Origin of the sequence: Kocuria rhizosphaerae, assembly GCF_044462265.1 — a bacterium.
Lineage (GTDB): Bacteria > Actinomycetota > Actinomycetes > Actinomycetales > Micrococcaceae > Kocuria > Kocuria rhizosphaerae.
In genome coordinates, this window is sequence record NZ_JBISWL010000069.1 from 79,647 (window position 1) to 97,738 (window position 18,092).

The following is an 18,092-nucleotide window of genomic DNA, read 5'->3' on the forward strand; positions in this document are numbered from 1 at the left end:
CGTACTGCGGGTCCGCGCCGGAGCGTCGGCTTCGCGCGGTGGGGCTGTGGTCGGGAGCGGGGCGGGAGCGGGGCTCAGGAGTGCGGTGCCGGGGCGATCGCCTCCACCGCGTCGAGCAGGCGCCGCTTGTCCTCGGCACGCTGGGTGCGGAAGCCGGTGTCCACCACGGTGGGCCCGAGCCGCCAGGTCAGCACGGCCAGCCCGTCGCGCTCCACGAACTTGCCGACCATGCCCGAGCTCGTGCCCACGGCCACGATGTCGGCCGCGGGCAGGAACAGCGCCGGGGCGCCCCGCCGGTCGACGACCACGCCGTCGTCGCGGACGAGGACCGTCGCCCGGGCGCGCACGCCGAGGCCGTGGGCGGCAATCCGCTCCAGCGGGGCACCGTGCTCCGTGGTGGCCACGTACATGCCCGGCACGCTCAGGCGCGCCTCGCGGTCCCCGGCCGGCGGCTCCGGCGGGGCGGCGATGCCCGCCTGGCGCCGCACGCGTCCCGTCCAGCCGCGGCGCAGGAGGCCGAACAGGACGGCGAGGACGAGGAGCGTGACGAGCACGGTGGTGAGCTGTTCCATGGGGTCGGGGCCTCCGGGCGGCTGGGCGGGCGGTGGTCAGGCCCGCGGCGAGGGCGTGTTCAGGGCGCCGTCGAGGACCGTGGGGTGGCCGCGGAAGAAGGTGGCGCGCACGGCGCCGGGCAGTTCCATCCCCCGGTAGGGGCTGTTGCGGCCCTTGGAGGCGTGCCGTGCGGGGTCCACCACGGTGGAGGCCGCGGGGTCCCACAGGGTGATGTTCGCGGGCTCCCCCTCGGCCAGGGGCCGGCCCTGGGTCCGCAGCCGCCCGATCCGGGCGGGGGTCTGCGAGGTGATCCGGGCTACGTCGCGCCACGTGAGCAGGCCGGTCTCCACCAGGGTCTGCTGGACCACGGACAGCGCCGTCTCCAGGCCGGTCATGCCGTGCGCGGCGCACGACCACTCGCACTCCTTGTCCTCCACCGGGTGCGGCGCGTGGTCGGTGCCGATGACGTCGATCGTGCCGTCGGCCACGGCCTCCCGCAGCGCGTGCACGTCCTCGTCGGTGCGCAGCGGCGGGTTGACCTTGTAGACCGGGTCGAAGGTGCGGACCCGCTCGTCGGTGAGCAGCAGGTGGTGGGGGGTGACCTCGGCGGTCACGTCGACGCCGCGCTGCTTGGCCCAGCGGACGATCTCCACGGAGCCCTTGGTCGACAGGTGGCAGATGTGCACCCGGGAGCCCACGTGCTGGGCGAGCAGCACGTCCCGGGCGATGATCGCCTCCTCGGCCACCGCGGGCCAGCCGGTCAGGCCCAGCTCGGCCGAGACGGAGCCCTCGTTCATCTGGGCGCCCTCGGTCAGGCGCGGCTCCTGCGCGTGCTGGGCGACGACGCCGTCGAAGGCCTTGACGTACTCGAGCGCCCGGCGCATGAGCACCGGGTCGTGCACGCACTTGCCGTCGTCGGAGAACACCCGCACGGCGGCGCGGGAGTCGGCCATCGCCCGGATCTCGGAGAGCTGCTCGCCCTTCAGGCCCACGGTCACGGCGCCCACCGGGCGGACGTCGACCCAGCCGGAGGCCCGGCCCAGTTCGTGGACCTGCTCCACGACCCCGGCGGTGTCGGCCACCGGGTTGGAGTTCGCCATGGCGAACACCGCGGTGTAGCCGCCCAGGGCCGCGGCACGGGTGCCGGTCTCCACCGTCTCGGCGTCCTCGCGGCCCGGCTCCCGCAGGTGGGTGTGGATGTCCACGAGACCCGGCAGGGCCACGAGCCCGGCGGCGTCGACGAGGCGGGCCTCGCCGGCCCCCGCGGCGAGGTCCGGGCCGATGCGCCGGATCACGCCCCCGTCCACGAGGATGTCGGCGGTCTGCTCGCCGAGCAGCTGGGCGCCCTGGAGAAGGTACGAGGTCACGGGATCAGCGCTCCTGGTGCGGTGGTGGGTGGGTGCTGCTCGTCGCCGGACAGGAGCAGGTAGAGCACGGACATCCGCACGGACACGCCGTTGCGCACCTGGTCGAGGACGGTCGAGCGCGGGGAGTCGGCGGCGGCCGAGGAGATCTCCAGGCCGCGGTTCATGGGCCCGGGATGCATGATCGCGGTGGGCGCGCCCGCCGCGTCGAGCGCGGTGACGCGCTCGGGGGTGAGTCCCCAGAGGCGGGCGTACTCCTGGGGGGTCGGGAAGAACGCGTCGTGCATCCGCTCGCGCTGCACGCGCAGCATCATCACGGCGTCCGGGGCGGGGTCGAGGGCCTCGTCGAGGGAGTAGACGACCTCGCACGGCCAGCCGGCGATGCCCACGGGCAGCAGGGTGGGCGGTGCCACGAAGGTCACCCGCGCGCCGAGGGTCGTGAACAGCCACAGGTCGGAGCGGGCCACGCGGGAGTGCAGGACGTCCCCCACGATCACCACGTGCATGCCCTCGAGGTCGAGGCCTCGCGTGGACTCCCGCCCCTCGGTGCGGGCCCGGTGCTGGCGCAGGGTCATGGCGTCGAGCAGGGCCTGCGTGGGGTGCTCGTGCGTGCCGTCGCCGGCGTTGAGCACGGCCGCGTCGATCCACCCGGACTCGGCCAGCTGTTGCGGGGAGCCGGAGGACGAGTGCCGGATGACGACGGCGTCGGCGCTCATCGCGGCCAGGGTCTGGGCGGTGTCCTTCAGGGACTCCCCCTTCGAGACCGAGGAGCCCTTGGCCGAGAAGTTGATGACGTCCGCGGAGAGCCGCTTCGCCGCGGTCTCGAAGGAGATGCGGGTTCGGGTGGAGTCCTCGAAGAACAGGTTGACCACCGTGCGCCCGCGCAGCGCCGGGAGCTTCTTCACGGACCGCTCCCCAACGGCGGCCATCTGGTCGGCGGTGTCGAGGACGGTCAGCGCGGCGTCGTAGGACAGGTCCCGCGTCGAGAGCAGGTGCCTCATGCCGTGGCCCCCGGCGCGGGGGCCACGATGACGACGCAGTCGGCGTGCTCCGCCGGGCGGGGCTCGGGGTCGGTCTCGGCCAGGCGCACCCGCACCTTCTCCTGCGAGGAGGTCGGCAGGTTCTTCCCCACGTGGTCGGCCCGGATCGGCAGCTCCCGGTGGCCCCGGTCCACGAGCACGGCCAGGCGCACGATCCGCGGCCGGCCGACGTCCACGAGGGCGTCGAGGGCGGCGCGGATGGTCCGCCCGGAGTAGAGGACGTCGTCCACGAGGACCACCGTGCGCCCGTCGATGCCCTGCACGGGGATGCGGGTGGGCTGCGGGGTCCGGGCGGGATTGCGCCGCAGGTCGTCCCGGAACATCGTGACGTCCAGCTGGCCGAGGCTGGCGGCCGGGTCGAAGCCGGGGTCGGTGGCGGCGATCTTGGCCGCGATCCGCTGGGCCAGTGGGTAGCCGCGACGCGGGATGCCCAGCAGGACGAGGTCCGAGGCCCCCTTGTTGGCCTCGAGGATCTCGTGCGCGATGCGCGTGAGGGCGCGGTCGATGTCGGCTGCCGAGAGGATGACGCGCTCTGCCAGGGCTCCCGCTGCGGGGCCGGCCGTGGAGGTGTCGTCGATCATGGGTGCCGCCTCCTTCCCCGCCTCACAGGACGGACTTAAAGGTTGCTTGCTCGCCCCAAAATAGCACAGCGGCACCCCGCGTCCCGCCTCCGGGGGACGTGATCCCGACCTCCCCCGAAGCGGCGGGACCGCCCGTCACCGCCCGGCGGCGGGCCTCCCGGCGGGCTCGGGCGCGCCGGATCCGCTCCCGCCGGAATCCTCCGGGGCCGGACCGCCCCCGGCCGGTCCGTCCCCGGTGGGGCCGGCCCCGGCGGCGACGGCGTGGGCGCTCGCGACGATCCCGGCGACCGTCTCCAGCTCGGCGTCGTCGCGGGGGCCGTAGACCAGGACCATGCCCGGGGCGAGCCGGACGCCCGCGAGCGGGTGGGCCACCGCCCAGCCCTTGGCCACCGCGTCGGCGGCCAGCGCCGACGGCAGGGCCACGTGCAGGGAGCCGTCGTGCGCGGGGTGCTGGTGGGCGAACTCGCCGGCGGGCGGGACGATGAACGCGTCCAGGGGTCCCCGGGCCGTGGGCCCCAGCAGCAGGCCGCGGGCGCCCGGGACAGAGATGGCCGACTGCCTGACGTCGACCCCCGGCAGGGCGCCGAGCCGGGCGATCAGCCGCTCCTGCAGCGGAACGGGGGCGTTGTCCGTGAGCTGCTCCTGCGGGATGGTCCAGGACGCGGCGGGGCGGGTCCCGGCGCGCGGGGGGAGCGTACCGCCGGGCAGGCCGCTCCAGCGGGCGCGACCCTGCCCCTCCGGGGCGAGGGAGCCGCGGCGGGAGAGGAAGGCGAGCCGCTCCTGGAGCCAGCCGCCGAGCTCGCCCAGCGCGGCGGGGGTGATGCCGTGCCCGCCCGGGTCGCGGCGGCCCCAGGACGGCGCGCCGGACTCGCCCGTCAGATAGGTCCAGGTCCGGTCCAGCAACTCCCGGGGGATGACCGTGTCCCGCTCCCCCTGCGCCACGAACACGGGCGTCCCGGCCAGCCGCGCCGGGGTCGTGGGCACCCCGGCGTCGAAGGGCAGGGTGCCGTGGAGGATCGCGGCGCCGGCGAAGCGGGCCGGGTCCTGGAGCAGCAGCGCCCCGGCGAAGGCGGCCCCGCCGCTGAAGCCCACGAGGACCACCGGGCGCCCCCGGGGCGCGGCGGCGTCCAGCCACGCGCGGAACCAGGCCGTGGTCCCGGCCAGGGACTCGGCGACGGGGCGGCCGATGCCACGGTTCGCGAACCAGGCGAAGCCGCCGCCCTCGGCGATGGGCGCGCGCACGGCGGCGTACGCCGGGCCCTCCGGCAGCCGCGCGGCCAGGGACAGGATCTCGCGCTCGTGGGAGCCGCGCCCGTGCAGCAGCACCACGAGGGGGGCGCGGGGGTCCGCCGAGCCGGCGGTCGCCACGACGGGCGGGGCGAAGACGCTCACGCCCGGCCCCGCCCGGGGTCGGTGGTCGTGCCGGACAGCTCGCCCGCGGTGCGCACGCCGGACCAGCGCTCGAGCTCGGCCCGCAGGTCCAGGGCGTCCACCGGGGCGGCGCTCGCCCAGGCCCCCCACTCCGCGCGCGGGAGCATCCACATGATCTCGAACTCGTGGCCGTCCGGGTCGACGCCGTAGACGCTCTTCGTGGCGCCGTGGCTGGACTCCCCGGTGTAGGCCCCGGCCCGCACGAGGTCCTCGCGGGCCGCCGCCAGCTCGTCGATCGTGTCGAGCTGCCACGCCAGGTGGTAGAGCCCGATGCCGCCGCGGCGCCGGGGCGGGGCGTCGGGGCCGACCCCGAACAGGCCGAGGTCGTGGTGGTTGCCGGAGCGGGGCGAGCGCAGGAACGCGGCGGCCGCCCGGGGTTCCCTCGCGACCACCTCCATTCCGAAGACGCCCGTGTAGAAGCCGAGGGAGCGCTCGAGGTCGGCGACGAAGAGCACGGCGTGGTTGAGCCGGATCGGGTCGATGGTCATGGTGGTCCTCCTGTCCGGCCGGGCGGGAGAGGACCCGGCGGCGTTCGTGGGCGTGCCTCCAGGATGACGCCATATTATTGCCGTGTCAACTATTGCTCCGTAAAGCAGACGCCCGCGGCCTCTATCCGGTGTGGTCCGCCCGCTCCCACCACAGCGCGGTCACCACGGCGGAGCCCGCGCCCACGACGAGCACCGAGGCGATCCCCGCCCAGCCGACCGGCTGCTCGGGCCCGGCGGTGCCGGCGAGCACCGCCGGCACCGCCCAGGGGAACCAAGCCCCGTGGCCCGCTGCCGCCACGACCTGGGCGGCCAGGACGGTGACGAACAGGACGCCGACGGCGGGGAGGTAGCCGCGTCCCACGCTGGCGGCCAGCCCGTAGCCGGCGGACAGGACCGCCGTGAGCAGCCCTGCGGCCAGGATCGTCCCGGTCCCGTGCAGGACGACCCCGGGCGACCACCCGGGCAGGCCGAGCAGCGCCCCCAGGCCGAGCACGAGCCCGATCAGCAGCGCCGTGAGCGCCAGGCACCAGACCAGCCCCAGGACCAGCTTGGCGGCGACCACGGAGGTCCGGGACGTCGGCAGGGCCAGCAGGTCCGTGACGGTCCGGTCGGCGAACTCCCGGCCGAAGAGCCAGATCGAGGCGGTGCCGAAGACCACGAGCCCGCCCACGGACACCGCCTGCGCGGTCAGGGCCAGGTGACCGGTCCAGTCGGCGCCGCCGCCCGCGAACTGGGCCTTGGCCCCCAGCAGGCCCAGCGTCCGGGCGCGGTCCACGTCGAGGAGCACGTACATGAAGAACGCCCCGACGAGCGCCATGAGGACCATGGCGCCGGCGGTGGCCCACGGCACCCGGGAGCGGCGCAGCTTCAGCGACTCGGCGCGCAGTGCGGCGGCCGGCTCACCGCCCACGGCGGGTCCCCTCCTCGTCCGCGGACGGCACACCCGCGGACGGCGCACCCGCGGACGGCGCACCCGGGCCGATGGCCCCCGGGGCGGCCGCGCCGGAGCCCGGCGTCGCCGTGGGGCCGGCGCCCACGCGGCGCAGGAACCAGGCCTCGAGGTCCTCGTGGACCACCGTCATCCCGGTGGGCGGCACCCCGGCGTGCACGAGCCGCACGGCCACCTCCTCGGGCCGGTCCACCACCGCGGCGTCCGCCAGCACGAGCGACCCCCGCCGCTCGTGCACGGCGAGGCCCGCCGACCGGAGCACGGACGCCGCCGCGGCGTCGTCGCGCGTGGTGACCTCCAGGCGGCGTTCGACCCGCTCGGCGAGCCCGGAGGCCCCGAACTCGTCGAGGAGCCTGCCCCGGTGCAGGATCCCGATCCGGGTGGCCACCCGGGCGACCTCCCCGAGGATGTGGCTCGAGAGCAGGACCGTGGTGCCGTGCTCGCGGGCCAGGCGGCCCAGGAGCAGGCGCACCTCGACCACCCCGGCCGGGTCCAGGCCGTTGACGGGCTCGTCGAGGACGAGCAGCGCGGGCCGGTGCAGGGTCGCCCGGGCCAGCGCCAGGCGCTGGAGGTTGCCGAGCGAGAGCGCACGGGCGCGGCGGTCGGCGTGCTCGCGGAGCCCGAAGAGCTCGACGGCGTCCTCCACCGCGGCCCGCCGCGGGACCCGGCGCAGGCGCCGGGCGACCTCGAGGTTCTCCCGCACGGTGAGCTCGGGGTAGGCGGACGCCGTCTCCACCAGGTAGCCGATCTCGGCGCGCACGGCCCGGTCCCGGACGTCCCGGCCCAGGATGGTCACGGACCCGCCGCCCGGGCGGACCATGCCCAGCAGGATCCGCATCAGCGTCGTCTTGCCCGCGCCGTTGAGCCCCAGCAGCGCGTAGACCTCCCCCCGCCCGACCTCGAGCGTCACCCCGTCGACGGCGCTCACGGGACCGTAGCGCTTCGAGACGTCCCGCAGGGTGACGGCGGGATCCGCCATGGCAGACCTCCCGGTGCTCCTCGTGCCCTCCTGGCAGGATCGTAGCGCCCGTCCCGCCCCGGACCGCCGGGCTCCACGGCGGGCGGGAACGACGGACCCCGCTTCGCCCGGTGCGGTGCACGGGCGGAGCGGGGTGGGGGCGGCGTCCGGGCTCAGCCCAGCAGCGTCGGCTTCATCTCCTGCAGGCGGCCCAGCAGGCCGTTCACGAAGCGCGGGGAGTCGTCACCGGCGAACTCCTTGGCGATGGACACGGCCTCGGCCACGGCCACGCCGTCCGGGACGTCGTCGTTGAACAGCAGCTCCCAGGCCCCGACCCGCAGGACGTTGCGGTCCACGGCGGGCATCCGGTCCAGGGTCCAGCCCTGCGAGTAGGTCTCGAGGTACTCGTCCAGCTCCCCCCGCCGCATCGTCACCCCGAGCACGAGCTGCTCGGCGTACGGGGCGACGAGCGAGTCGCTGTGCAGCCGGCGCCGCTCCATGACCTCGCGGACGTCCTCGCGGCGCTGCTCCGCCTCGAAGAGGATCTCGACGGCGCGGCGGCGCGCCTTGCCGCGGGCGCTCACTCGTTGACGCGGCCCAGGTAGTCACCCGTGCGGGTGTCGACCTTGACCTTGGTGCCCTGTTCGAGGAACAGCGGCACCTGGATCTGGTAGCCGGTCTCCACGGTCGCGGGCTTGGTGCCGCCCGTGGAGCGGTCGCCCTGCAGGCCCGGCTCGGTGTAGGTGATCTCGAGGACCACGGAGGCCGGCAGCTCGAGGTAGAGCGGGGCCCCCTCGTGCATCGCGATGGTGGCGGTCATGGACTCGAGCAGGAAGTTCGCCGCGTCCCCCACGACCTCACCGGGGACGGTGATCTGGTCGTAGTCCTTGGTGTCCATGAAGACGTAGTCGGCGCCGTCCTGGTACAGGTACTGGTACTCGCTGCGGTCCACGGTGGCCGTCTCGATCTTGGCGCCCGCGTTGAAGGTCTTGTCGACCACCTTGCCGGAGGTGATGTTGCGCATCTTGGTGCGCACGAACGCCCCGCCCTTGCCCGGCTTCACGTGCTGGAACTCGATGACGTTCCAGAGGTTGCCCTCGAGCTTGAGCACGGTGCCGTTCTTGATGTCGTTGGTGGTAGCCACAGGTTCTCTCTCTGTCGGTCTGGGTGGTCGGCAGGTCGGTGCGGAAGGCGGGTCTCGTCCCGGACCGCGGACCATTCTAGCCGGGGGCGCCCTCGGCGATCTCCTGGTAGGTGGCGAAGAGGATGGCGGGGTCGGGGACCTCCATGATTCGCGGCCTGGCGACGCCGTCGAGGACCACGAAGCGCAGCAGGTTCCCGCGGGTCTTCTTGTCCCGCTTCATGACCTCCAGCAGCCGCGGCCACTGGTCCCACCGGTACGCGGTGGGCAGCCCGAGGGAGCCCAGGACGGCGCGGTGGCGCTCGACGACGTCGTCGCCGAGGTTGCCGGCGGTCCGGGCGAGCTCTGCGGCGAACACCATCCCCACGGACACCGCGGCGCCGTGGCGCCACTGGTAGCGCTCGTTGTGCTCGATGGCGTGGCCCAGGGTGTGCCCGTAGTTGAGGATCTCCCGGCGCCCGGCCTCCCGCAGGTCGCCCGAGACGACCTCCGCCTTCACCCGCACGGAGCGCTCGACGAGCTCGCGGACGACCTCGGACTGCGAGTCCCGCACGGCCTCCGGATGCTGCTCGATGAGCTCGAGGATCCGCTCGTCGGCGATGAAGCCGCACTTGACGACCTCCGCCATCCCCGTGAGCAGCTCGTTCACGGGCAGCGTGCGCAGGGTGTCGAGGTCGCACAGCACGGCGGCCGGCGGGTGGAAGGCGCCCACGAGGTTCTTGCCCTCGGCGGTGTTGATGCCGGTCTTCCCGCCCACGGCGGCGTCGACCATGCCGAGCAGCGTGGTGGGCACGTGGACCACGCGCACCCCGCGCAGCCACGTGGCCGCCACGAAGCCCGCGAGGTCGGAGACCGCTCCCCCGCCCACGGAGACGACCGCGTCGGAGCGGGTGAAGTCGTTCTGCCCCAGGACCTGCCAGCAGAAGGCCGCGACCTGGATGTGCTTGCCCTCCTCCGCGTCGGGGATCTCCGCCGTGAACGCCTGGTAGCCCTGGCCGCGGAGCTCCTCCATGACCACGTCGCCGGTGCTGCGCAGGGCCCGGGGGTGGATGACGAGCACGCGCTGGACGCGGTCGCCGAGCACGCGGGGAACCTCCCCGAGCAGGCCGTGGCCCACGAGCACGTCGTAGGCCTCGGCCGCGGTGGCGCCGGTGACGGGAATGGTGGTGACGGTGCCGGGTGCGGGATCGCTCACGCCTGGACCTCCTGGTTGGTCTCGGGCCGGGTGGTCTCGGGCTGGTTGGTCTCGGGGACGCCTCCGCCCCCGCGCTCGGCGCGCAACCGCACGAGGGCCTCCTCGAGGTCGGCGCCGATCTCGGCGACGGGACGGTTGCGGGTGCCGTCGAGGGTGATGTCGGCGAGCTCCTCGTAGCAGGCGCGCCGCGACTCGTAGAGCTCCTGCCAGCGCCGCTCCGGGTCCGGCTGGAGCATGGGGCGGGTCCGGTTGCCGCTGATCCGGGGCAGCACCGTCTCGGTGTCCACCTCGAGATAGGCGACGAGCTCGTGGCGCAGCAGCTCCCGCACCGAGGGCGTCATGGGCGCGCCCCCGCCCACGGAGAAGATCGCGTTGGCGTGGTCGGGATCGCGCAGCACCTCCGCGATGGTGTCCGCCTCGAGGTCCCGGAAGTACTTCTCGCCGTGCTCGCTGAAGATCCTCGAGATCACCCCGTAGCGGGAGACGATCACCTGGTCGGCGTCCACGAAGTCGTAGCCGTAGAACTTGGACATGTGCAGGGCCAGGAAGGACTTGCCGGCGGCCATGGGACCGATCAGGACCACGGGCCGCTGCGGCACCGGCGCGGCGTCGGCCGGGGCCGGGAACTGGGCGTTCACGCGCGGCCTCCTTCGGAGCCGGCCGGGCTCTCGGGCGGGGCGACCAGCGGGTCGCCCATGTGGTCGTCGGCGCCGATCTCGGCGACCGTCCCCTCGACGTCCACGGGCTCGGCCGAGGAGACCAGCGAGGCCGGGACCGCCGCGAGGTAGGCGGCCTTGTTGCGGGCCGTCTCCGCGATCGAGTCACCGCCGAACTTCTCGACGACGGCGTCCGCGAGCACGAGGGCGACCATCGCCTCGGCCACGACGCCGGCCGCCGGCACGGCGCAGACGTCGGAGCGCTGGTGGTGGGCGCGGGCGGCCTCCCCGGTGGACACGTCCACGGTGCGCAGCGCCTTCGGCACCGTCGCGATGGGCTTCATGGCCGCGCGCACACGCAGCACGTCGCCGATGGACATGCCGCCCTCGATCCCGCCGGCGCGGTTGCTCGCCCGGTGCACGGCGCCGTCGGCGCCGCGGGCGATCTCGTCGTGGGCCGCGGACCCCGGGCGGGTGGCGGTCAGGAACCCGTCGCCCACCTCGACGCCCTTGATGGCCTGGATGCCCATGAGGGCTCCGGCCAGCCGGGAGTCCAGGCGCCGGTCCCAGTGCACGTACGAGCCCAGCCCCGGCGGTAGCCCGTAGGCGAGGACCTCCACGACCCCGCCCAGGGTCTCGCCGTCCTTGTGCGCGGCGTCCACGGCAGCGACCATCGCCTCGGAGGTGGCGGCGTCGAAGCACCGGAGGGGGTCGGCGTCGAGCGCGGCGACGTCCGAGGGAAGGGGCCGGTCGGCGTCGACGGGCGCGCTGACCGTGCCCACCGCCGTGGTGTGGGAGACGAGCTCCACGCCCACGGCCTCGAGGATCTTGGCGGCGACGACGCCGAGGGCCACGCGCGTGGCGGTCTCCCGGGCGCTGGCGCGCTCCAGGACCGGGCGGGCCTCGTCGAAGCCGTACTTCTGCATCCCGGTGAGGTCGGCGTGGCCGGGGCGGGGACGGGTCAGCGGCGCGTTGCGGGCGCGCCCCTCCAGGACCGCGGGGTCCACGGGGTCGGCGGACATGACGTCGCGCCACTTGGGCCACTCGGTGTTGGCGATCTCCACGGCCACGGGTCCGCCCTGGGTCACGCCGTGGCGCACGCCGCCGAGCAGGCGCACCTCGTCCTGCTCGAACTTCATGCGCGCCCCCCGGCCGTAGCCCAGGCGGCGGCGGGCCAGGGCGTCGCGGACGTCCTGACTGGACAGGGACACGCCCGCGGGAACGCCCTCGATGATCCCGACGAGCGCCTCGCCGTGTGACTCGCCGGCCGTGAGCCAACGCAACATAACAACTCTTTCCGTTCGGGTTCTCGGCGGCAGGCGGCCCGGGAGGAGCACGTCCTGCCGACAGGTCTCAGGTGCGGGGCAGGGACGGGACGACGCGGATGGGCCGCCCCACCGCCGTGCACATCGCGGTGACCACGTCCTGCTCGCGGGGCAGGGGTGCGCCCAGGCCGCGGCCGGTGAACAGGCGGATCTGGTCCACCGCCTGGAAGATCAGCATATCGAGTCCCGGTGCGACCGCTCCCCCGGCCTGCGCCCACGCCCGGGCGACGGCGGAGGGCCACGGGTCATAGGCGGCGTCCAGCAGCACCCCGGTCGTGACCGGGCGGCCGCCGGCGAACCGGCCGGCGAGCTCGTCCGCGCCGTGGGGCGGAAGCGTGGAGACGACCACGTCGTAGCCGGCCAGGGCCCCCGGGGCCTCGTCCCACGCGCGCAGCCGCACCGGCACGCCCAGCTGCCGCCCTGCCTCCTCCGCGCGCCCGGCCCGGGAGGCGGCGCGGACGAAGACGTCGACGGCACCGGCGCCCAGCCGCTGCGCCGCGGCGACGGCCGCGGTCGCCGTGCCGCCGCCGCCCAGCACCGCCGCCGTGGGGGCGGCGGGCACGGACCCGGCCGCGAGGACGGCCCCCACGATGCCGGAGACGTCCGTGTTGTGCCCGAGCAGGCTCCCGTCCGGACGGAAGACCAGGGTGTTGACCACACCGACGGCCCGGGCGAGCCCGGTGAGCTCGTCGGCGCACGCGGCCGCCACGGACTTCAGGGGCATCGTCACGGACAGCCCCCGCCACGCCGGGTCCCCGCGCCGGGCGTCCACGAACGGCGGGAGCTGCTCCTCGAGCAGGTCGTGGGCGCCGTAGTCGATGGCCTCGCCGAGCACCTCGTAGGCGGCGCGGTGCAGGTCCGGCGACCGGGAGTGACCGATGGGGTGGCCCACCACGGCCGCCCGCGCGCGGCTCATCCGCACCTGCCCTCGTTCTCGCTGCACCACTGGTTGTACTCCTCCACGTTCTCCAGGTGCTCCGCATAGGTCTCGGCGAACTTGGTCTCGCCGGTCTCCAGGTTCACCGTCACCCAGAAGTAGTAGCCGGTGTCCTGCGGGTCGGCCGCGGCCTTGATCGCGGCGTCGCCCGGGGAGCCGATCGGGCCCACGGGCAGCCCGGGGTTCGCGAACGTGTTGTACGGGTTCGACGTGTCCCGGCGCTCCTCGTCGGAGAAGTCGTAGCTCTTGCGCCCGAGCCCGTAGGTCACGGAGGCGTCGGACTGGATGAAGCCGGAGGTCTCCCCCTCGGGGTTCTCGAGCCGGTTCTCGATCGCGCCGGCCACGATGTCGTAGTGCTCCGGCTGGACCTCGAACTCGATGATCGAGCCGATCGTCAGCACCTCGAACTGCTGGTCGGGTTCCGTGACCCCGTTGTCCTCCAGCGTCGTGCGCGTGCGGTCGACCATGGCCTGGAGGACGTCCTCGGCCGTGGCGTCGAGGGCGAAGCGGTACTCCCCGGGGTGGAGCCACCCCTCGAGGGTCGGGAAGCGGTCGGGGATCCCGAAGGTCTCCGTGTCCTCCTCGTAGGCCTCGAACTCCGAGACCGGGATGCCGGTGGACCGGCTGAGGATCTCGAAGACCTCGGTCATGCGCAGGGTCTGGGCGACGGCCGCGTAGTGGGTGGCCTCGTCCTCCTCCATGAGCGCGTCGACGGCGGCCTCCGAGCTCATCTCCGTGCGCAGCTCGTACTGGCCCGGCTGGATGAACTCCTCGGCGTGCTCCTCCTGGTAGGTCTCCAGGAACGTCCCGGCGTCGGCCACGACGCCCTGCTGCTCGAGGGCCACCGCGATCTGGCCGGTCGTGGCGCCCTCGGAGACCGAGAAGGTCACGGGGTCCTTGCCCTCGCCCCCGTAGTCGCGGACCTCGAACCAGCCGAAGGTGGAGGCGAGCACCGACACGGTGATGAGGGCGGCCAGCAGGAACAGGGCGACCGCCGTGGTCAGCGAGACCCGGCCGCGGCGCATCCGGCGCTTGATCTGCTCGGGGGTCAGCTCCACGTGCTCGAACACGCCGCGCAGGCCGTGGGCGGGCTCCCGCGACGACGGCTCGTCCAGCAGGCTGCCCAGGCCGCCGGCGGTGCCGGAGGGCTCGCGCGGGGGGTCGGGGCGGCGGGGGGCCGACTGGTCGTACGGGTCGTCGCTCACGAATGCTCTCCGTCCGGATCGGTGGTCGTAGGCGGTGCCGTCCGCGCCCGGTCGGGCGCTCGGGCGGAGTCCTCGGCGGCGCCCTCGGTGTCGGTGGACCGCCCCCCGCGGCGCTCCGCGACCAGACCGTCCGCGTCGGGTTCTCCCCCATTATGGCCGACGCCGGGGGTCCCCGGGCCGGGGGCGGACGGATCCACCGGCGCGCCGGGCTCCGTCCCGGTGGCCCGCCCGCGGTCCACGGCGCTCTGCAGGATGGTGGCGGCGGCGACCTGGTCGACCTTGTCCTTGTGGTCGCGCCGGGACACCCCGGCCTCCAGCAGGGACCGGTGCGCGTCGACGGTGGTCAGCCTCTCGTCGACGAGCCGGACGCGCACGCCCGAGCCCTTGGCACGGAGCCTGCGCACGAGGGCGGCGGCGTAGTCGCGCGCCATGCCGGTCGAGGCGTTCTCGCCGCCGTCGAGGCTGCGGGGCAGTCCGACGTAGACGGCGACGACGTCGTGCTCCCGGACCAGTCCGGCCAGCAGCTTCACGTCGAAGCCCTTCTTCGGGTCCCGCCGCAGCGTGGTCAGCGGGGTGGCGAGGATGCCGTCGGGGTCGCTCAGGGCCAGTCCCACACGGACCTGCCCGACGTCGACGCCCATCCGGCGGCCCCTGACGAACTCCTCGCTCACGCGGCGGCGCCGCCCGTCGCCCGGGCGACGTCCGCGAGGACGGCGTCCAGCGCGGCGCCGATCTGCGACGGGTCCTGCCCACCGCCCTGGGCGATGTCGTCCTTGCCGCCGCCCCCGCCGCCGAGGACCTTGGCGGCGGTGCGCACGAGCTGCCCGGCCCTCACCCCGGCCTCCCGGGCGCGCTCGGTCGTGGCCACGAGGACGAGGGGACGACCCTTGGCCACGCCGGCCACGGCGACGACCGCGGCGGCGGCGCCGAGGCGTCCGCGCAGGTCCAGGGCCAGGGAGCGCACGTCGTCGGCGCCGGAGACCTCCCCGGCGTCGTGCACGAGGGCCGTGACCTGACCGACCTGCCGTGCCTGCTCCAGCAGGGCGCCGGCCTGGGCCTGGAGCCGCTCCCGGCGCAGGCCGGCGAGCTCCTTCTCCGCGGACTTGAGCCTCTCGAGCGTGGTGGCCACGCGCTCGGGCAGCTCCGCGGAGCTCTGCACCTTCAGCATGTCGGTGAGCTGGTGGACGAGCGTGCGCTCGGCGGCCAGGTGGCGGAACGCGTCCAGGCCGACGAGCGCCTCGACGCGGCGGTTGCCGGAGCCGACCGACTGCTCGCTGAGCAGGGTCAGCGAGCCGATCTGAGCGGTCGCGCCCACGTGGGTGCCACCGCACAGTTCGCGGGACCACGGGCCGTTCATCTCCACCACGCGGACCCGGTCCCCGTACTTCTCCCCGAACAGGGACATCGCGCCCATCGCCTTCGCCTCGGCGAGGGCCATCTCCTGGGTGACGACCTCGAAGTTCTGGTGGATCACCGCGTTGGAGAGCTCCTCGACCTCCTGGCGCTGCGACTCGCCGAGACCCTCGCCCCACGCGAAGTCGAAGCGCAGGTAGCCCTCCTTGTTGAAGGAGCCGCGCTGGACGGCCTCGGGGCCCAGGACGTCGTGCAGGGCGGCGTGGACGATGTGGGTTCCGGAGTGCGCGGCCTCGGCGGCTCGGCGCCGGGCGACGTCCACCTGCGCGAACACGGTGCTGCCGGCGACCGCCTCGCCCTCGCGCACCACCGCCTTGTGCACGGACAGGCCCTTGACCGGCTGCTGCACGTCGAGGACGTCGAGGACGAACCCGTTGCCGGTGACGGTGCCGCGGTCGGCCGCCTGGCCGCCGGCCTCGGCGTAGAACGGCGTCTCGTCGAGCACGACCTCCACGTGCTCGCCGGCGGAGGCGGCCGGGACCGTCACGCCGGCGCGCAGGACGGCGCGCAGGACGGTCTCCGCGCCCAGGTCGGTGTAGCCCGTGAAGACCGAGCCGCCCTCCTCGAGCAGCCGGCGGAACACGGAGAGGTCGGCGTGGGAGCCCTTCTTGGCCCGGGCGTCCTCCTGCGCCCGGCGGCGCTGCTCCTCCATGAGGCCGCGGAAGGCCGTCTCGTCGACCCGCACCCCGGCCTCGGCGGCCATCTCGAGGGTCAGGTCGATCGGGAAGCCGTAGGTGTCGTGCAGGGCGAAGGCCTCGGACCCGGACAGGGGCCGGCCCTGGCCGCGGGCGGCCCGCACGGCCTCGTCGAGCCGGGTGGTCCCGGACTCGATCGTCTTCAGGAACGACCTCTCCTCGGCGTAGGCGATGCGGGAGATCCGCTCGTAGTCCGCGGCAACGTACGGGTAGACCCCGGACATGGCGTCCCGGGAGACCGGCAGCAGGACGGGCAGGCAGGGCTCGGTGACGCCCATGAGCCGCATGGCCCGGATGGCGCGGCGCATCAGGCGGCGCAGGATGTAGCCGCGGCCCTCGTTGGACGGGCTCACGCCGTCGGCGATGAGCATCAGGGAGGAGCGGACGTGGTCGGCGACCACGCGCAGGCGCACGTCGTCGTCGTAGCCCTCCTCGCCGGGCTTCTCCGTGCCGCGGTAGGTCTTCCCGGCCAGTTCGGCCGCCCGGTCGAGGACGGGGCGGACCTGGTCGGTCTCGTAGAAGTTCTCCACGCCCTGCAGGAGCATGGCCAGGCGCTCCACGCCGAGGCCCGTGTCGATGTTCTTCTCGGGCAGGTCGCCGAGGATCTCGTAGTCCTTGCCCGAGCCCTCGCCGCGCTGGTACTGCATGAACACGAGGTTCCAGATCTCGATGTACCGGTCGTCGTCGACGGCCGGACCGCCCTCGCGGCCGTAGCGGGGGCCGCGGTCGTAGAAGATCTCGGAGTCGGGGCCTGCGGGGCCGGGCTGGCCGGTGTCCCAGTAGTTCTCGTCCCGGCCCATGCGCTGGATCCGCTCGACGGGCACGCCCACGGTGTCCCGCCACAGGGCGTAGGACTCCTCGTCGCCCTCGTAGACGGTCACCCACAGCCGCTCCGGGTCGAGGCCGAAGCCGCCCCCGGACACGGGTGAGGTGAGCAGCTCCCAGGCCATGGGGATGGCCTTCTCCTTGAAGTAGTCGCCGAAGGAGAAGTTGCCGGCCATCTGGAAGAAGGTGCCGTGCCGGGCGGTCCTGCCGACCTCGTCGATGTCGAGCGTGCGGATGCACTTCTGGATGGAGGTCGCCCGACGGTAGGGCGGGGTCTCCTGGCCGAGGAAGTACGGGATGAACGGCACCATGCCGGCGATGGTGAACATCGAGCCCGGCTGGGCGGAGACCAGCGAGGCGGAGGGCACCACGGTGTGGCCCTGGCCCTCGAAGTAGTCCAGCCAGCGCTTGGTGATTTCCTGAGACAGCATTACCGGTGCTTTCCTTCGCGGTCGGTCGAGGGGTCGGTGGGCGTCTCGCCGCGGGGCGTGCCGGCGGTGCCGTCCAGCACCTGCGGGCCGGTCCCGGGCGAGTCCAGCCGTGCTCGCGCGGGCCGGGGCGCGGACACGCCGAACGAGGCCCGCAGCTCGGCCTCCCGCTCGTCCATGCCCGCCCGCACGGTCGCGGCGAAGCGGTAGAGGCGGGAGCGCCAGTCCCCGGGGCGCGGCGCCCGGGCGGGGGCCTCCTGGCGCACGGCGAGGTCCCCGCCCGGGGTCCGGGAGATCCGGGTCGCGGCGGCGCCGATCGCGGCGCCGGCGGCCACGAGGGCGAGCCTGCCCCAGAAGCTCATGGCCGGGCCTCCCCCGCCGCGTCCGGTCCGGTCGGTGCGGCGCCGGGCGTGTCGTGGCCGGCCGCGCCGAAGCGGTCGGCGCGGTGGGCCCCGCCGCTCGTGGTGCCGAACGCCCGGCGCAGCCCGTGGGAGAAGGCCGCGACCTTGATCAGGGGCTGTCCCACGGTCGAGGCGACCAGCGAGGACAGCGCGGAGACGTTCGCGGAGGCGTCGGAGACGTTGGTCGTGATCCCGTCCACCTTCTCCAGCTGGGAGTTGGTGGTCGACACGGTGCGGGTGACCTCGTCGATCAGCGGCACCGTCTCGTTGTTGAGCGAGCGGATCGTCAGCCGCAGCTCGTCGAAGACCTTCCCGAGCTTGAGGATCGGCACGGCGAGCAGTGCCACCAGCACGGCGAACACCCCCGCGGCGAGCAGTCCTGCGATTTCTCCACCGGTCATGGGGCGGTGCGCTCCTTGCTGGTCGGGTCGGGGGCCGGCCGGGACGGTCCCACCGTGCCGGCCGTGCGGGGACGGGCACCGGCGCGGCGCCCGGGGAACAACTGTAC

General features: G+C 74.4%; 19 protein-coding genes. All 19 read right to left on the minus strand.

What is annotated here, in order from left to right; genetic code table 11:
• Nucleotides 1-74: 74 nt before the first annotated feature.
• Entirely contained in the window at nucleotides 75-572 is a 498-nt protein-coding gene (locus ACH9EU_RS07925; RefSeq protein WP_396413395.1) for a PH-like domain-containing protein, read from the minus strand.
• Nucleotides 573-608: 36 nt separating this feature from the next.
• Entirely contained in the window at nucleotides 609-1,919 is a 1,311-nt protein-coding gene (locus tag ACH9EU_RS07930) for a dihydroorotase (protein WP_396413396.1), read from the minus strand.
• Nucleotides 1,916-2,917, minus strand: a complete 1,002-nt coding sequence (locus tag ACH9EU_RS07935; protein ID WP_396413397.1) for an aspartate carbamoyltransferase catalytic subunit — start codon at nucleotides 2,915-2,917, stop codon at nucleotides 1,916-1,918. Before ACH9EU_RS07935 ends, ACH9EU_RS07930 begins: the two co-directional genes overlap by 4 nt.
• Nucleotides 2,914-3,537, minus strand: coding sequence for a bifunctional pyr operon transcriptional regulator/uracil phosphoribosyltransferase PyrR (pyrR, locus tag ACH9EU_RS07940; RefSeq protein WP_396413398.1), 624 nt, complete (start codon nucleotides 3,535-3,537; stop codon nucleotides 2,914-2,916). The genes ACH9EU_RS07935 and pyrR overlap by 4 nt, the downstream gene beginning before the upstream one ends.
• Before the next feature lie 135 nt (nucleotides 3,538-3,672).
• Nucleotides 3,673-4,929, minus strand: a complete 1,257-nt coding sequence (locus ACH9EU_RS07945; RefSeq protein ID WP_396413399.1) for a luciferase domain-containing protein — start codon at nucleotides 4,927-4,929, stop codon at nucleotides 3,673-3,675.
• Entirely contained in the window at nucleotides 4,926-5,456 is a 531-nt protein-coding gene (locus ACH9EU_RS07950) for a VOC family protein (protein WP_396413400.1), read from the minus strand. Before ACH9EU_RS07950 ends, ACH9EU_RS07945 begins: the two co-directional genes overlap by 4 nt.
• 121 nt (nucleotides 5,457-5,577) lie before the next feature.
• Complete coding sequence (locus ACH9EU_RS07955) at nucleotides 5,578-6,366, minus strand: ABC transporter permease (protein WP_396413401.1); 789 nt, start codon at nucleotides 6,364-6,366, stop codon at nucleotides 5,578-5,580.
• Nucleotides 6,356-7,384 (minus strand): ATP-binding cassette domain-containing protein, encoded by a 1,029-nt coding sequence (locus ACH9EU_RS07960; protein WP_396413402.1) that lies wholly within the window; start codon nucleotides 7,382-7,384, stop codon nucleotides 6,356-6,358. The genes ACH9EU_RS07955 and ACH9EU_RS07960 overlap by 11 nt, the downstream gene beginning before the upstream one ends.
• Nucleotides 7,385-7,536: 152 nt before the next feature.
• Entirely contained in the window at nucleotides 7,537-7,947 is a 411-nt protein-coding gene (gene nusB, locus ACH9EU_RS07965; protein WP_396413403.1) for a transcription antitermination factor NusB, read from the minus strand.
• Entirely contained in the window at nucleotides 7,944-8,507 is a 564-nt protein-coding gene (gene efp, locus ACH9EU_RS07970) for an elongation factor P (protein WP_396413404.1), read from the minus strand. The genes nusB and efp overlap by 4 nt, the downstream gene beginning before the upstream one ends.
• Before the next feature lie 76 nt (nucleotides 8,508-8,583).
• Nucleotides 8,584-9,699, minus strand: coding sequence for a 3-dehydroquinate synthase (gene aroB, locus ACH9EU_RS07975; protein ID WP_396413405.1), 1,116 nt, complete (start codon nucleotides 9,697-9,699; stop codon nucleotides 8,584-8,586).
• The gene (locus ACH9EU_RS07980) at nucleotides 9,696-10,337 is read right to left on the minus strand and encodes a shikimate kinase (protein WP_396413406.1); all 642 of its coding nucleotides are present in this window, start codon (nucleotides 10,335-10,337) and stop codon (nucleotides 9,696-9,698) included. Before ACH9EU_RS07980 ends, aroB begins: the two co-directional genes overlap by 4 nt.
• The gene (gene aroC / locus ACH9EU_RS07985) at nucleotides 10,334-11,641 is read right to left on the minus strand and encodes a chorismate synthase (RefSeq protein ID WP_396413407.1); all 1,308 of its coding nucleotides are present in this window, start codon (nucleotides 11,639-11,641) and stop codon (nucleotides 10,334-10,336) included. Before aroC ends, ACH9EU_RS07980 begins: the two co-directional genes overlap by 4 nt.
• A 67-nt stretch (nucleotides 11,642-11,708) precedes the next feature.
• Entirely contained in the window at nucleotides 11,709-12,596 is an 888-nt protein-coding gene (locus ACH9EU_RS07990; RefSeq protein ID WP_396413408.1) for a shikimate dehydrogenase, read from the minus strand.
• Nucleotides 12,593-13,822, minus strand: a complete 1,230-nt coding sequence (mltG, locus tag ACH9EU_RS07995) for an endolytic transglycosylase MltG (protein WP_396413409.1) — start codon at nucleotides 13,820-13,822, stop codon at nucleotides 12,593-12,595. Before mltG ends, ACH9EU_RS07990 begins: the two co-directional genes overlap by 4 nt.
• Entirely contained in the window at nucleotides 13,819-14,493 is a 675-nt protein-coding gene (gene ruvX, locus ACH9EU_RS08000; protein WP_396413410.1) for a Holliday junction resolvase RuvX, read from the minus strand. The genes mltG and ruvX overlap by 4 nt, the downstream gene beginning before the upstream one ends.
• Nucleotides 14,490-17,186 (minus strand): alanine--tRNA ligase, encoded by a 2,697-nt coding sequence (gene alaS / locus ACH9EU_RS08005; RefSeq protein ID WP_396413411.1) that lies wholly within the window; start codon nucleotides 17,184-17,186, stop codon nucleotides 14,490-14,492. The genes ruvX and alaS overlap by 4 nt, the downstream gene beginning before the upstream one ends.
• Nucleotides 17,186-17,545 (minus strand): hypothetical protein, encoded by a 360-nt coding sequence (locus ACH9EU_RS08010; protein ID WP_396413412.1) that lies wholly within the window; start codon nucleotides 17,543-17,545, stop codon nucleotides 17,186-17,188. The genes alaS and ACH9EU_RS08010 overlap by 1 nt, the downstream gene beginning before the upstream one ends.
• A complete protein-coding gene (locus tag ACH9EU_RS08015) occupies nucleotides 17,542-17,985 on the minus strand; it encodes a DUF948 domain-containing protein (RefSeq protein ID WP_396413413.1) in 444 nt (147 codons plus the stop codon). Before ACH9EU_RS08015 ends, ACH9EU_RS08010 begins: the two co-directional genes overlap by 4 nt.
• Nucleotides 17,986-18,092 lie beyond the last annotated feature (107 nt).

Excerpts from the sequence above, each read along its gene's own strand:
- ACH9EU_RS08015 (WP_396413413.1), bottom strand. The coding sequence starts at position 17,985 with ATGACCGGTGGAGAAATCGCAGGACTGCTCGCCGCGGGGGTGTTCGCC.
- aroC (WP_396413407.1), bottom strand. The coding sequence starts at position 11,641 with ATGTTGCGTTGGCTCACGGCCGGCGAGTCACACGGCGAGGCGCTCGTC.
- ACH9EU_RS07960 (WP_396413402.1), bottom strand. The coding sequence starts at position 7,384 with ATGGCGGATCCCGCCGTCACCCTGCGGGACGTCTCGAAGCGCTACGGT.
- ACH9EU_RS07950 (WP_396413400.1), bottom strand. The coding sequence starts at position 5,456 with ATGACCATCGACCCGATCCGGCTCAACCACGCCGTGCTCTTCGTCGCC.
- ACH9EU_RS07935 (WP_396413397.1), bottom strand. The coding sequence starts at position 2,917 with ATGAGGCACCTGCTCTCGACGCGGGACCTGTCCTACGACGCCGCGCTG.
- ACH9EU_RS07925 (WP_396413395.1), bottom strand. The coding sequence starts at position 572 with ATGGAACAGCTCACCACCGTGCTCGTCACGCTCCTCGTCCTCGCCGTC.
- pyrR (WP_396413398.1), bottom strand. The coding sequence starts at position 3,537 with ATGATCGACGACACCTCCACGGCCGGCCCCGCAGCGGGAGCCCTGGCA.
- ACH9EU_RS08010 (WP_396413412.1), bottom strand. The coding sequence starts at position 17,545 with ATGAGCTTCTGGGGCAGGCTCGCCCTCGTGGCCGCCGGCGCCGCGATC.
- ACH9EU_RS07990 (WP_396413408.1), bottom strand. The coding sequence starts at position 12,596 with ATGAGCCGCGCGCGGGCGGCCGTGGTGGGCCACCCCATCGGTCACTCC.
- alaS (WP_396413411.1), bottom strand. The coding sequence starts at position 17,186 with ATGCTGTCTCAGGAAATCACCAAGCGCTGGCTGGACTACTTCGAGGGC.